This window comes from Paenibacillus sp. 2RAB27 (genome assembly GCF_052115445.1).
Taxonomy (GTDB): Bacteria; Bacillota; Bacilli; order Paenibacillales; family NBRC-103111; genus Paenibacillus_E.
On the sequence record NZ_JBFRGR010000001.1, the window covers coordinates 123,852 to 138,500 of the forward strand.

The 14,649-nt window shown below is 45.8% G+C and carries 12 protein-coding genes; 2 read left to right on the forward strand and 10 right to left on the reverse strand.

The window, feature by feature from the left end:
* Nucleotides 1-50 precede the first annotated feature (50 nt).
* From AB4114_RS00585 to AB4114_RS00620, 8 genes are all read right to left on the reverse strand, one after another.
* On the reverse strand, nucleotides 51-2,198 hold the full coding sequence (locus AB4114_RS00585; RefSeq protein WP_441986657.1) for a hypothetical protein: 2,148 nt from the start codon (nucleotides 2,196-2,198) through the stop codon (nucleotides 51-53).
* Nucleotides 2,199-2,222: 24 nt separating this feature from the next.
* Nucleotides 2,223-3,401, reverse strand: coding sequence for an ABC transporter permease (locus AB4114_RS00590; RefSeq protein WP_441986658.1), 1,179 nt, complete (start codon nucleotides 3,399-3,401; stop codon nucleotides 2,223-2,225).
* The gene (locus tag AB4114_RS00595) at nucleotides 3,398-4,120 is read right to left on the reverse strand and encodes an ABC transporter ATP-binding protein (RefSeq protein WP_441986659.1); all 723 of its coding nucleotides are present in this window, start codon (nucleotides 4,118-4,120) and stop codon (nucleotides 3,398-3,400) included. Before AB4114_RS00595 ends, AB4114_RS00590 begins: the two co-directional genes overlap by 4 nt.
* A 26-nt stretch (nucleotides 4,121-4,146) precedes the next feature.
* Nucleotides 4,147-5,904 carry an efflux RND transporter periplasmic adaptor subunit gene (locus AB4114_RS00600; protein ID WP_441986660.1) on the reverse strand — a complete coding sequence of 586 codons (1,758 nt, stop codon included), beginning with the start codon at nucleotides 5,902-5,904 and terminating at the stop codon, nucleotides 4,147-4,149.
* Nucleotides 5,905-5,946: 42 nt separating this feature from the next.
* Nucleotides 5,947-6,558 carry a hypothetical protein gene (locus AB4114_RS00605; protein WP_441986661.1) on the reverse strand — a complete coding sequence of 204 codons (612 nt, stop codon included), beginning with the start codon at nucleotides 6,556-6,558 and terminating at the stop codon, nucleotides 5,947-5,949.
* A 73-nt stretch (nucleotides 6,559-6,631) separates the two neighbouring features.
* Nucleotides 6,632-8,107 carry an ATP-binding protein gene (locus tag AB4114_RS00610; RefSeq protein ID WP_441986662.1) on the reverse strand — a complete coding sequence of 492 codons (1,476 nt, stop codon included), beginning with the start codon at nucleotides 8,105-8,107 and terminating at the stop codon, nucleotides 6,632-6,634.
* Nucleotides 8,100-8,828 carry a response regulator transcription factor gene (locus AB4114_RS00615; RefSeq protein WP_441986663.1) on the reverse strand — a complete coding sequence of 243 codons (729 nt, stop codon included), beginning with the start codon at nucleotides 8,826-8,828 and terminating at the stop codon, nucleotides 8,100-8,102. The genes AB4114_RS00610 and AB4114_RS00615 overlap by 8 nt, the downstream gene beginning before the upstream one ends.
* Nucleotides 8,825-9,358, reverse strand: a complete 534-nt coding sequence (locus tag AB4114_RS00620) for a DUF309 domain-containing protein (RefSeq protein ID WP_441986664.1) — start codon at nucleotides 9,356-9,358, stop codon at nucleotides 8,825-8,827. Before AB4114_RS00620 ends, AB4114_RS00615 begins: the two co-directional genes overlap by 4 nt.
* A gap of 176 nt (nucleotides 9,359-9,534) precedes the next feature.
* On the opposite strand from AB4114_RS00620, the gene AB4114_RS00625 reads away from it, so the two are divergent.
* The gene (locus AB4114_RS00625) at nucleotides 9,535-11,457 is read left to right on the forward strand and encodes a glycosyl hydrolase family 18 protein (protein ID WP_441986665.1); all 1,923 of its coding nucleotides are present in this window, start codon (nucleotides 9,535-9,537) and stop codon (nucleotides 11,455-11,457) included.
* 148 nt (nucleotides 11,458-11,605) lie between these two features.
* Here the strand turns inward: AB4114_RS00625 and AB4114_RS00630 are convergent, their stop codons facing one another.
* Nucleotides 11,606-11,824 (reverse strand): hypothetical protein, encoded by a 219-nt coding sequence (locus AB4114_RS00630; protein WP_056620823.1) that lies wholly within the window; start codon nucleotides 11,822-11,824, stop codon nucleotides 11,606-11,608.
* A 413-nt stretch (nucleotides 11,825-12,237) separates the two neighbouring features.
* Between AB4114_RS00630 and AB4114_RS00635 the strand changes: the two genes are divergently transcribed.
* Nucleotides 12,238-12,396, forward strand: coding sequence for a DUF1540 domain-containing protein (locus tag AB4114_RS00635; RefSeq protein WP_082593545.1), 159 nt, complete (start codon nucleotides 12,238-12,240; stop codon nucleotides 12,394-12,396).
* A 178-nt stretch (nucleotides 12,397-12,574) separates the two neighbouring features.
* On the opposite strand, the gene AB4114_RS00640 is transcribed toward AB4114_RS00635, so the two are convergent.
* Nucleotides 12,575-14,644 carry a thioredoxin domain-containing protein gene (locus tag AB4114_RS00640; protein ID WP_441986666.1) on the reverse strand — a complete coding sequence of 690 codons (2,070 nt, stop codon included), beginning with the start codon at nucleotides 14,642-14,644 and terminating at the stop codon, nucleotides 12,575-12,577.
* Nucleotides 14,645-14,649: the final 5 nt, after the last annotated feature.

The window sequence follows — 14,649 nt, forward strand, 5'->3', positions numbered from 1 at the left end:
AGAGTAGATCCAGTTCTAAACTGGACCTACTCTTTTTATTTTGGTAACCGTTATGGCTTAATCGTACGGATCAAGCGTTTGGCTTCACCATTCGGAGTAGAGGTAACCTCATAAATGTTGAAGTAGGAGCCTGTATTCAGCTGCTCAGATTTAATATTGGTAAATTCGAGGAACTGAACGCCGGACATTATTCTTTGCTGACCTGTGAAGGTCATTGGTTTGGAGCTCAGTAAGCGTCCTTCCGTATCTACAACCTCAAACACAAGTGAAGAGAAATTCGCATCCGTGATAACTTGAGCTTGTCGCTGAACATCTAGATCCAATCGTAAACGATAACTATACGACCCATCTTTACTATAGGTAGCGCTAAGTGAGTAATCGTCGAAATCGATCGTAAATGGATACACAGAAATTGGTCCCGTTGCTGGGATTGGCTGCACTTCCGTTTTGTAAGAACCGACGGCCATACGATTCGTATCATAGAGATTTAGTGCAAGTTTATCTGCATCCTCACTATCTGGCACCATATAGGAGTAATTCAACACATAGCTCGTGTTTGGTGCAATGTTTTTGGCCACATTGGTTTGACGCACACCTGTATAGGTGTAGCCATCTTCATTCGTCAGATCGGTTTGGAAATCCGGCAAAGCCAATGTTGTCGTGCTTTTATTCGTTAATTTATATTTCGCAACAACCGTCTTATACCCGAAGTCTGTGTTCACACTCATTCCTAGCTCAACGAGCGACATGTCCATATTCGAATCAATGCTATTCGTCGAGGCTAGCTTAAATGGATCACCGATCTTATAGGCTGACGCAGCAGCATAAGTTGTCGCTTTCCCAGCAACACCTGCACCTGCAAGTGAAGTCACGGAAACGGGCAGCGATGCAACTTGCTTCGAATTATCGGTGTTACCTGCAGCACCAGCTCCAGCGCCTCCAGTACCCGTACCCGTTCCGTTTGTTGTCGAAGCAACCGCGCTTTGCTTCTCCAGCACGACCAGTTGTAACGCGTCTGCATTTAGCGAAGCGGGTACAACACCTTGGAAATGGAACGTCGTCGACTCATTCGGAGACAAGTAGGCAGAACGAACTGTATTATCGCTCGATGTCACACCTACATTACTGCGACTCGCCTGGAATTCTCCAGTCAAGTTAGGAACTGTAACAATGCCATCACTTTCGTTCGTCAAGGTCACATTCGCTTGCACATGTAACCCATCGGTTTGCTGAACAGCTGATGCCCATGAGGTCGACATAACTAGTCCGTTTAAAGCATCACTCTCATCTTTATTCGGGTAGGCAATTTTATCATTAAGACGGCCTACTGAGAAAGTTTTCGCAGCATTCAAAGTACCCAGAAGTGTCGTTTTCACTTTTCCTTTTGGGGAGAAAAGCAATGACAAGTGATTCGTATCCAGTGAAGCAGGAACAGCTGCTTGGAGCGTTACTGTCACAGGCTGTTCAGGTAGCAGGGCGCCTACGTTAGCAACAAATTGAGCGCCATACGTCAACCCTTTGCTATCTTGGAAATTGAGTTCTAGACCGTCAGGCAGCTTCACGCTGGCATTGCTTTCATTGGACAACGTCAGATTCGTGTATACCATCCACACGCCATCTTTGTACGCCTTATAGCTTTGTCCTAATTTAGCGGTAACTAATGTTTCCTCAGCAAGGGTCGTATCAATCTCTTTTAAATTAATAACGGCTTGTTGTTCCAACGTTTGACCTGTTTCGACCATCGCTGATTCGACAGAAAGCGCACCGATATCGGATGTCGAGTTATTATTCCATCGGAAAATATCAACTTTCAATTCGGAAGGTGTCAGATTGTTCGGGACTTCCGACGTAAATTTAAAGGTCCCCGTCTCTCCTGCTTTCACACGCGCAACAACCTTCTCATTTAGCTTCGCTGTATACGTAATGCCATTTCCATCAATGACTTTTACGCCATAGTTATTGAAATCGACGATGCCGTCACTATGATTGTTCAAGCCTAATGAGAAACGAAGCGAGCCATCCTCGGCGCCAACCGATAACGACACTTTATCCAAAGTAAAATAGACGGAATCACTGAGAAATACACCTTCCTTGCCTGCGAAAGCTGATGTTGCCAGAGGAAGAGTTAAGAAGCTTGCAGCGGTTAGCAATAAAGCCGAACGGCTGAGCAGTCGTTTCATCTTGCGTTGTTGGATCACTGAGAGTCCTCCTTGTAGTTACATTTAGTCAGAACGCAATGCGTCAATCGGACGCAGTTTAGATGCTTTGTTTGCCGGATATAAACCAAAAATCACTCCGACTAATACCGAGAATAAGAAAGAATAAAGGCCTACATCAAAGGAAAGACTTGTCGATTGCTTCGGACTAAAATATGGCAAGGCATACGAGAATCCGATACCTAGCAGCAGTCCAATTAATCCACCCATACCACTAATAACGACCGCTTCCACTAGGAATTGAAGCAAAATATTACGACGCTTAGCCCCAATTGATTTGCGAATCCCAATTTCACGTGTTCGTTCACTTACCGTAACTAACATAATATTCATGATTCCAATTCCACCGACGAGTAAGGAAATCAAGGCAACCGCCACTAATTGATTCGTAAGGGTGTTCGTTGCTTCAGTCCGTGCTTTCAACAGCTCGTCCTGATTCGTAAGTACAAATCCAGTATCGCTCTTGAATTTATACGTCAGGTACTGCTTCATCGTCTCTTGCGCTGTATATATATCGTCCTTCGTAGGTGCTTCCACATACGTTGTTCGAATTTGACCCAGCTTGAATTGACGTCTAGCAGATTCTAACGGCACGATCACAGAGCTATCTACAGAAGCACCACCAATATTGGAGCCCTTTTCCTTGAGTGTACCGATCACGTTGAAAACAACACCATCAATGTTGATATTTTCACCAACTGGATTCAATGTCCCAAAAAATTTCTTCGTGACCTCACTGCCCAAAATGGCTACATTCGAACGAAATTCAAGGTCTGTAGGCGACAAATTTCGACCCTTGTCGATTGTAGCTTTGATGATGTCGAAATAGCGGTCATTCGTTCCCAATACATTATATTTTTCTTGCGTACGATCATATTTGACATTCGAACCATTCTTGGACATCGTTGGCGCTATGGATTTGAATTCTGGGAAATTCTCAAAATTCATCAAATCCTCGTAACCGAGCTGTGTCGCACGCCCATTCCCCGTCGCCGTTACAACGAGCAAATTTGTTCCCATGTTCTCGTATTGCTTCGCAATAGCTTCCGAAGTTCCCTGTCCGATGGAAACGAGTGTGACAACTGAGCTTACGCCAATAATTACGCCAAGCATGGTCAGAAATGTACGCAGCGGACTTGAAATGATCGTCCGAAGCGACATCCGGATCAGTTCACTTACCTTCATACGCTCACCTCTTGCTGCAACAGAGCCTTCTTCGCGTCATTCCGGTAGTCATCGACAATGACGCCGTCGCGAAGGGCGACGACACGTTTCGCATTATTCGCGATATGATGATCATGCGTGATGAGAACAATGGTGTTACCTTGTGCATTCAGCTGCAGGATAAGCTCCAGTACTTCCTCACCTGTCCGCGAGTCCAAAGCACCTGTCGGCTCATCCGCTAGAATCAGCGAAGGTGAAATGGCCAACGCACGTGCAATGGCTACCCGCTGCTGTTGACCGCCTGACAGCTCACTTGGCCGGTGATGACCACGTTCGCCCATGCCGAGCATTTTCAACATCGCATTCGCACGTTCCTTGCGCTCTTTCTTTGAAATGCCAGCATAGATCATCGGGAGCTCAACATTTTCCATCGCGGTTAGTCTAGGAAGCAGATTAAATTGCTGGAAAATAAAGCCGATTTTCTGATTTCTAAGCTCAGCCAATTCATTATCACTCATACGCTCCGTAACGACACCGTCCAGGGTATAGCTGCCTGATGTTGGCACATCCAACAAGCCGATCGTATTCATTAATGTCGATTTGCCGGATCCACTGGGACCGATAATGGCAACGAAATCGCCATCGGCAACTGTTAACGATATGTTACGCAGAATGGGAAGATCTTCCTCACCGCGCCTATAAGTTTTCGTTATATCTTTCAGTTCAATGATATTCTTCAAAGCAATAGCTCCTTTCAGGGGCAGCCTTATCTGTTACCGCCACCGGCATTACCGCCAACTTGCGTACGCTGTGCAGCTCCGCCTCCGGCATTGCCACCACCGGCAGCGCCGCCTGCACCGCCTGCACCACCTTGTTGGAAGCCACCAGCTCCACCACCGCCAAAGCCACCTGCTCCGCCGGCACCGCCGCCTTGCTGGAATTGCTGTCTTAAGCGATTAATCTCGTCTTGGCTTAAATTTTGCTGTCTTTTAACAGCCGCAGGCAATACGACTTTATCGCCTTCTTTAAGACCATCCGTGATTTCGATTTGTGTTGTCGAACGAATACCAATTTTCACTTCATGTTCTGGTTCTGACGTTCCATCTGCTTTCTTCACCGTTACAACACGTTTACCACGTTGCAGCTGAAGCGCTTCTGGCGGGATATAAAGGACATCTTTCTTATCTTGGATCAGAATTTCGCCAGTTGCCGTCATCCCATATTTCAACACATTATCTTTATTTTCTGTGGCTAAGATAACATCGTAGAACGTTACACCGTTCGTCGTTGTACCTACCGTAGAAACTTGTGTCACTTCTGCTGGGAATGTGCGACCTGGGAAGGAGTCAACTTTAATTTCCGCCTTCATTCCAACTTTAATGTTCGGCAAATCAAGCTCATCCACTTGGACAGGAAGCTGCATTTTGGCAAAACTTGCTACTGTACCAAACTGAGTTCCGCTTGTAACCCTTGTTCCTGGTCGGAAGTTGCTAAGAATATCCACTTTTTTATTCACGAAATCTGTGGAGAATACACCATCGAAAGGAGCGAGAATTTTCAGAGCAGTTACGCGATCTTGTGCCGCATCCACCTTCAACTTCTGACGTTCTAGTGCAGCTTGCGCCGTCGTTATATCATCGTCTAAGGTGTCATTCAGGAAGGAGGCTAGCAGATCACCCTGATGTACAATTACCCCGGTTTTGAAAGGCATTGTGGAGATACTGCCTGTCGTACCTGCCAGTATTGTAGCAACCTGCACGTACTGAAGTGCGGCTTTCCCTTGAGAGTCAACCGTACGTCCGCCAATCGTTGCAGATCCCATGGCATTCAATCCTGCATCCATGGAATTGTCATTCTTAATTTGAATATCGATATCGACAAGCTTGCCACCCTTACCATCCGATTTCGGGTCTTTGGAAATGGCCGCTATCGTTCCTGTTTTGGTTATCATGAAACCATCTACGGTTATGTCTATGATATCGCCTTTATGTAGTTGTGCAGCATCCTCCACAAAAAATGGCAAGCTTACTGTTAGCGTACTTGCATCGCCAATCGTAGCGATTTTCGTAGATTTATTAATCGTTGCGCCAACATCAATATTGGCATACGTTAATTTGCCGCTAATTGGCGCCTTTACGCCTGTTATTCCTCTTTGTTGCTGCTTCGTGTTCAAATCTTTCTCCAATTGCTCATAAGTCACTTTGGCATCTTGAAGATCGTTTTCCAAGTTTGAACTTGTCAACTCGATCAGCACGTCTCCCGCTTTAACTGCTTGATTACGTGTCAGGTTAATCGATTTAATGCTAGCATTTTCCGTCGACGAAATGGTTTGGGTATCTTTCGGCTCAAATTGAGCTGTTCCCGAAACGGAGGAGCGAATGTTCCCTTTTTTAACATCAACCGTAACTTCTTTGGTCTCTGCTGCTTTCGTTTTCTTCCCTTTGGCTAGATACGCATAGGAACCACCAGCGCAAACGAGAATTGCCACAATCAAAATGAACCATTTACTGCGAAAAAATTTCATTCTGTTACTTCCCCCTTAGCATTTGTGCGCTTGTACATGACCTTACAACTTCGAGATCAGCAAATCGATTAATTGCTGTTCAATACTGGTCCCCATTCCTCGTGTATCCAGAGATGGCACAACATTGTTTACATGCTCTGTCACACCAGCTTCAACCCGCTGCTCAGACTTCCTCCTTTTTTCGAAAGCGTTTACAAATCGTTCCCTCTCCGCCGCCGTTAACGCTTCCTTGTGAGTTTTCACTCGTTCCGCGATACGTTGCCTCAATAGTTTCGATTGTTCATCCAKGTAATCTTTCTGTTCATTCGTTAACACTTGGATGATTGCTTTACGTTCGGATTCGTCGATGCTGCCTTCTTCTTCACTTTTGCGTACGATGGGCAAAATGGATCGAGATTGCTCTGCAGTCAATGCTAATAACGGTTGTCGATCCATCACGATTAACCCTTGAAATAGCATAACCAGCCGCTGTTCTGTTGCATTCTGTACATCTTCAGCCATAGGGAGCTCTTGCGAGACTTGGGTGGAAGCAGGCATAGTCGGGTTCCCAGTTGCAGAGGATTCGGCTTGTCCAATATCCTGTTTGGTACATCCGACTAACAAGAAGGTCGTGAGGATCAAACACAGCAAACTACTGCGAGTACGAATGATCAACTAACATACACCTCCACAAAAAAACCTATCCATCAGCAACAGGATAGGCGATAAATGTGTATGAAGTATGATACTATTGTGACGATTTTGTGAACATTTCTTTTTTCCTTGGAAAAACGATGCGAAACTCCGTACCTTCACCAATTCGGGAGCGAACGGAAACGTTGCCTTTCATCCCCGTGACCAGATGTTTGACAATGGTGAGTCCTAACCCAGTTCCCGAAATAGCATCCGAATCGGATGTTCTAGCTTCATCCGCTTTATAGAATCGATCCCAGATTCGTGATAATTCGGTTTCCGTCATCCCAGTCCCTGTATCTCTAATATACAAATGAACCTCTTTCTCAAGCTCTTCTAATGCGACAGTTAAAGTCCCCCCTTCTGGGGTGAATTTCAACGAATTATACATTAAATTACGAATGATTTGGGCAAATCGATCGGGGTCTAACTGCACGAAACAACCATCCGTATTTTCATCAGGCAAAATGAGATGCAATGAAATGTTCTTTTCCGCAATAGCAGGCTTCAATAACTCGAGTGAGTCCTCTACGGATTCGATGATGTCAACAGGGCGTAATCGAAATACATCCACCCCATTTTGTATCTGAGCAAGGTCCAGAAGATCTGTGACAAGTCGTTGCAGCCGCTGTACCTCTTGATCACATATATGTAAATAATGCGGATACTTCTCTTGCGGAATAATATGATCATTCATGGCAACGATGAAACCACGTAAGGATGTCAAAGGTGATCTGAGCTCATGAGAGACATTAGCCAGAAACTCTTGCCTCGTCTCCTCCCACTCCTCTAATTTCTCCACCATAAAGTTAAAGCTTCTAGCCAGCTGCCCAACTTCATCCTGTGAATTGACAGGTACACGCGTCTTGAAATCTCCATGAGCCAATTCTAAAGCTGCACGATTCATTTGTTGCAGCGGCCCTGCAAGTTTCCTGGAAACAACGAACAGGATAATGCCAACTGCGATGAGAGAAAACAGTAAAGGTAACCAGAGGTTCAGACGTACTGCAGAGATAACCTCACGAATATCACCTGCAGGGAAATGAAGAATGATGACCATCGGTTGTTCGTTCAATTGATAGGGCGCATAGTAAGCAAATAAATTTCGCGTCCCATCCGGCGTTACTAAACTTATCATGCTATGTCCTGAACGGCCGTGCAAACCATCAATGAACAAAGCATCCATCTGCTTCGGAATCGCTCTTCCTTCACTATCCGAAGAACCATTAGAAATGTTCCCTTTCTCATCTACGAGCCAGACTTGTCCATTAATGCTTCTGGCTAAAATCCGAACCGTATATTTCAACTCACGTGTAGAAATCGTGCCATCCTGAACCGAATCCAATAATCGGATAATTTCCGTATTTCTTTTGTCAAGAAGTTCGATTTTATCCTTATAAAAAAGATCGGTAAAATAAGAATTCCAAAACACGAATAGCGCAATAAAAAAAAGCACACAGGTCGCGAGAAAAGAAAGGAATAGTTTAATATATAAGCTATTGTACTTCCCCATGACCCAACGCTTAAACATGCTGAACAACCTCAAATGAGTATCCAATCCCCCATAGTGTTTGAATATTCCAAGTCTCATGCTGGCCTAACTTCTTCCTAAGGTTTTTCACATGTGCATCTACAGTACGCGTGCCTCCTGTAAAGTCAAAATTCCACACATACCCCAGTAAATCCTCACGAGTAAATACTCGACCAGGGTTRCTCATTAAGAAAAACAATAGTTCAATCTCCTTAGGCGTTAATTCAATACGATTGCCTCCAACCGTAACACGATATTGCTCTAAGTCGATCATAATATTACCCATTTCCAACCATTTACGCGGAGAGCTTTGAGGACCTGTCATCTCAGCAGGCGGTTGCATCGTTCTCCGAAGTACGGCCTTAATCCGCGCAATGAGCTCGTTCGGGTCAAAAGGCTTCACTAAATAATCATCTACACCCAAATTAAAACCTCTCAGCTTGTCCAAGGACTCCCCTTTCGCAGTTAAGAAAATAATCGGTGTATGATGAAAAGGAGCGTCCATTTTTCGAATTTCCTCACACAACTCGTAGCCTGAAATATCCGGCAGCATAATGTCAAGCAGCACCAAGCTAGGTCTCTCATTTATGATGGTCTTCAGTACATTACCGCCGCGAAACAATTGAATAGCTTCAAAATTCGAATGCTCCAAATATAACTTAACAACTTCAGAAATATTAGGTTCATCTTCAACGACTAAAATTTTACCTTCCGAATTCATCGGTTTTCACCTAATTCCTTTCGAATAACTTGTTGTCTCGCTCGCTCTTCAATCACTTCGGATCGATCTCTTCGCGTGTGCTTATGAATAATCATCTCATCAGACATCAGGCTTGGAGTTTGCCAGTTCCACCCTTTGAGCTGACATAATTCTAAACATAAGTGCAACAGCTCAGGATCCGCTATAGGCAAATTCATATCTACAAATTGATAGTTCTCGGTTCCGATCGCTTGCCAAGCATGCTCAATTCTTGCCTGGAGTTCCACTTCGTCTAGTCCCAACGTGCGAACTTCCTCCGCTTGGAGGTTATTTGCTGCACTTTGCAGCATTTTCACAGCACCCGCATAATTCCCTCTTCGGCTATGATACATCCCCACGGCTATTTGAATAAGCCCAACATACGTTAATCTTGCTGGATCCTTGGGATGCTCTTTCCAATACTCTTCCATCACTTCATGACATTCGAAATAATCCCGCGCTCCGTGAAAATAACATAAATAATCGGTGTATGCCTCTGGATATTGCGTCATTTGTATTCCCCTCACCTTAAGTTCATCACGGTAAACCAATATCTCTCATGTTACTAAAAAGTCAGGTCATCGTCCAATTTCGCGCGGACACCCATGAACTTCCAGCTAGTCGGAAGCGCAACCAATCTACTAGTTCATGCGTCCAATAGAGTAGCTTACTAGAAAGAGGCGAAAGAATGAAAATCGGAAAATGGTTACTTAGCGGTACTTTACTTCTCTCCATGACGTTACCTTCAACCGTTCTTGCAGCTAGCAATAGTCCTTCCAGCATAGACAAAACGACGAAATACCGCGTCTACCAGTACAATCAAGTCCTTATGGAATTTGCAACGTATGCACAGGCAGAAGCGTATGCCAAATGGTTTTCGAACAGCCACGTAGAAGAAATAGGCTCACGGACTTGGGTTTGGAGCAATCTCCCTCGTTATCAGGTTTATCAGCAAGATATTACCCTGCCGGAGTGGCAATTCGCCACACTGAATGAGGCTATCGCAGAAGCCAAGAAATGGACAAACGCAAGTGTTCGGGATTTACAATCCACGGGCTGGGTGTGGAACAATTATGCGCGATATCAACTCTATCAAAATGAAATTACGCAGGATTCGTGGAAGTTTACGAGTCTCACAGACGCCATTGCGGAAGCCAAAAAGTGGGGAAATGCGCATATTATCGATTTGAACTCGAACGGATGGATTTGGGATAACATCTCCCAAGATGTGAAAGAGGCAAATCGTTCAGGCAGCCTAGTATATAAGGTATATCAAGGTACATTTTCAGCTTCAAATTGGGAATTTGCTTCCTTAGAGGATGCGATTCAAGAGGCTCTCAAATGGGGGAATTCCACTGTCGTAAATAGCAACTCCAAACAAACGGTGTACAGCAATCTTAAACCATATAAAGTTTTTCAAAATGACGCTTTTCTTCAGGAATTTACATCCATTGATGAAGCCATTAGTTATGCAAAGTTATGGGGACACAGCACCATTTACCGCGAAGGCCGTAAGATTTGGAACAATTATGCCTCTTATCAAGTGTATCAGAGCGCCAATCTAATTGGTGAGTTCCGAACCCTTCCAGAAGCCCTTTCCTATGGGAAACTGTACAGTAATGCTTCCATTCAAACGTTGGAAAATCGTACACTTTGGGATAATTTCAAAAAGCTGCAAGTCTGGGGATGGAACGGCAGCTCAGGTGCAGAGGTTGTTAAAGCTCATGTCTCCAATACGATTGGACTTGATGTCGATTCTCCTTCCTATTTCGAGTTGGCAGATAACACAGGTAATCTGAAAGATACGTCGAATGCTGATACGGTCAAATGGTTGCAAAAAAGCGGTTACACCGTATATCCATTGGTTAGCAATCAATTCAGCTCTACCTTAACAACACAATTCCTTGCAAACAGTGCTGCCCAAGACAAGTTTATTACGACTTTGATTAATCGTTCTGTGCAATTGGGAGTTCCAGGGATCAATGTTGATTTCGAAAGCTTAGCGGGTTCTGATCGCAATGCCTTTACGGCGTTTATTTCCAAATTGACAGACGCTGCGCATGCGAAAGGTTTAGTCATTTCTATTGACTTACCGCGCGGCAGCGTGAAATGGAATCATCTTTCCGCTTTCGATCATGAGAAGCTTGGTGGAATCGTCGATTACATGGTGATCATGGCCTACGATCAGTTCTGGAAAGGAAGCACCTCACCTGGTTCGGTTGCTGGTATTCCTTGGGCTGATGGCGGAGTTCAAGAGTTCCTCTCCTACGGTATTCCGCGGGATAAAATCATTCTAGGCATCCMGTATTATGTACGCGAATGGCAGTTGGATGCCAAAGGAGCTTTAGTCGGGAATCGCACTGTTCTCATGAAAGACATTCCTGCGCTGATGGCTTCCAAATCGACCACGCAAACGTGGGACAACGAATTCGGGCAATATAAGGTTGAGTACAAAGAAAATGGTTACACATTCGTATTCTGGTTGGAGAATCAAGCAACCGTCACGGCTCGTATGGATATCGCTAAAAAGTATGATATCGCTGGTGTCGCGGCTTGGCGCTTAGGTTATGATACACCGGATCTATGGCAGGCTGTGTTGCAGAAGAAGTAAGTGAGGGGAAAAAGAGCGATAGGTAAGAAGACAAATTAACCTGTCAGGTAAGAAGACAACAATACTGATGGGTAAGAAGACAAATTAACCTGAGTTGAGGACTTCGTCCTTGTCTCAGGTTTTTTATTGGGTAAACCCCCTACTCCAACTAGATGAGTCCCAGCTGGCTGAACGTCGTTTCCGTACCGCAATCCGCACAGTACTTGGCATCCGCCTTATTAACTTTATAGCATCCCTTGTGCATAAGGGATTTCTCTTTGGTGCATTTGTTCTTGAGCGGCGCCCCACAACGTATGCAATACCTGTCTTCCTTCACGGCAACGTATTTGCATCTGACACAGGTTTGTAACTCATTCTTCTCGGCCATCTCTTCATCCCCTTGAAGTTCGTTGATGCGCTACTTCAAGTATATTCGGACTGCCGGGACATTTGTTCCTATTCCTTGCGCTAACTTACATCACACAATTTCCGCCAGCCCATCGGCATCACTCTAGATCCTGCTCCAACAAATTTATATGTCTGAGGGAACGTCAGTGCTCTATTTTCGGATAAACGGGAGTTTTGGCGGTGAAGGGGAACGTGGTTCCGCTATTCGTTGGATTTGAGTGGGTTAGACGTGTTTGAGGAAAAATAAGGGAATAACGTTCCCCTTTAGGTTTGAAATTGGCCCTTTTTGCATAAATAAGGGATCTACGTTCCCTATCCTGAAGTATTTTTAGTGCTATGTATAAAAAGAGGCCTCTTTCGCCCACCCTAAGACGTAAGGGAGGTGAAAGAGACATGGCAAAAGATGTAATGTGTGAAGTGAATTCCTGCAAATATTGGGCCAATGAAAACAAATGCAAAGCTAGCTCGATTTCGATCGTGAGCCACCACGGTAGTGATCAAGCGCGCAATTCGGAAGAAACGGATTGTAAAACATTTGAATCCAAGGTTTAGTTCATCTTTGAGATGACTAAAGATTGAAAGAGAGTTTGAAAAGAGGCCTTCGGGCCTCTTTTTATGTTTCTAACACTATTGTAACCAATAATGATAATTATTATCAGCCGTCTGAGAAGAGATTTTCAATGGAGACATTTCGAGTACGGATAAATTATCAAGAAAAGAGATTCTAGAGTCAAGAGAGATTTTCAATCTCCTCTACAGCTTGTGTTGGGGCTTGGCAGGCAAAATTCTCGCAGACATACGCTGTTGCTCGGCCGCCGAGCGGCAGTTTATCTTGTACCAGCGGAATCAGCTGGCGCACCTCTTCGCCTGCCGCGCCCGGCGGATGAAGCACCAGCAGTGCATTCGGCAGGTACTGCCGCTGCACCGTGCGCAGCATGTGCTGTGTCTCGGGCTTAGCCGGGTCGCCGGCGATCACGATTTCGCTGGCTGCGCCATAAGCGAAATCAAGCGCGGCCAGCGTTAGCGCGTGGCCCGGCGGGTACTTGCTGACAGCTCCAGCGAACGCCTGGAGCTGATCTTCCGCTGCCTGCGACAGCTTCGCGTCGTAGGTCAGCTTAGACAGCCGCAGCATGTTGAGCGCGGCTGCACCATTCCCCGACGGCATTGCGCCGTCGTAGATCTCTTTGGGGCGGGTGAGCAGCTGCTCGGCATCGCTGCCGTAGAAGAAGAGCCCGCCCCTCTCTTCGTCGCCGAAGAGACGAAGCATCTCTGCGTTCAGCTGGACCGCTTCACGGAGAAAGCGCAGCTCGAACGTGGTCTCGTACAGCTCGATCAGTCCCCATACGAGGAACGCGTAGTCGTCCACGTAGCCCAGGAACGCCGCTTCGCCATCGCGATAGCGAGCGAGCAGGCGCCCATCTTCGCGGCGCAGCTCGCGAAGCAGGAAGTCCGCTGCCTTCATCGCGGCGGCCGCGTAGGAAGGCTTGTCCAAGGCGCGTGCCGCCTTGGACAGCGCAGCGATCATCAGACCGTTCCACGCGGTCAGAATCTTATCATCCTTGCCCGGATGAATCCGTTGTTCGCGATGCGCGAACAGCTTGACACGGGCAGCCTCCAACCACTGCTTCAGCTCATCCAGAGGGATTTGCTTCCGCCTTGCCACAGACGCCAGCGTCGTGTCGCGTAAATTCGGGATATTTTTCCCCTCAAAATTCCCCGACTCCGTCAAACCATAGATCTCGCTATAGAGATCTCCCTCGTCAATGCCTAACACGTCCTCAACTTCGTCCATCGTCCAGACGTAGAACTTGCCTTCCTCGCCTTCCGAATCGGCATCCTCCGCGGAATAGAATGCGCCGCTTTCGTCCGTCATATCACGTAGAACATACGTAATAATTTGCTCTGCGACCTCGGCGTATTGATCTCTCCCTGTCACCTGATAAGCTTCAATATACGTCATCACCAGTAGTGCGTTATCATACAGCATTTTCTCAAAATGCGGCACTAACCAATGGGCATCAACAGAATATCTGGCGAATCCGAACCCAATATGATCATATACTCCCCCACGGTGCATAGCGTCTAGCGTTTTTTCAACCATTTCAAGCGCCTGCTCATTCCCCGTTTTCTTATAATACCTGAGTAGGAATGACAAATTATGGGAGGTTGGAAACTTCGGAAACGTACCAAAGCCACCATGTTCTGCATCAAAATTGGACACATATAAGCGAAATGCCTCATGTAGCGTTTCTTCTGCCAACATGCCTCCGGATTGATTCTCTAGCAACCGTTGTGTCGTTTCCGTAGTCACTTGCTCCCCAAGCTCGCGAACTCGCTCAGGATCCTCCGTCCACTTATTTGCAAGTTGGGCGATGATCTCTACCATGCCTGCTCGATTATATTTGCGGCTGCGTGGAAAATAAGTCCCCGCAAAGAATGGCTTCTTCTCAGGTGTTAGGAACACCGTCAGCGGCCAGCCACCTTGTCCAGTCATCGCCTGACAAACCGCCATATAGATGTGATCGATATCGGGACGCTCTTCCCGATCTACTTTGATCGAGATGAAATCCTTGTTTAACATATTGGCGATGGTTTGGTCCTCGAAAGATTCATGTGCCATGACGTGACACCAATGACAAGTACTATACCCAATAGATAAGAACACAGGCTTATTTTCCTGCTTCGCTTTTTCAAAAGCTTCTTCCGACCAAGGGTACCAGTCCACTGGGTTATATGCGTGTTGCAACAAGTAAGGTGACTTTTCCTTGGCTAATCTATTGGGTTTGATGTGAGTTGTCATGAGGC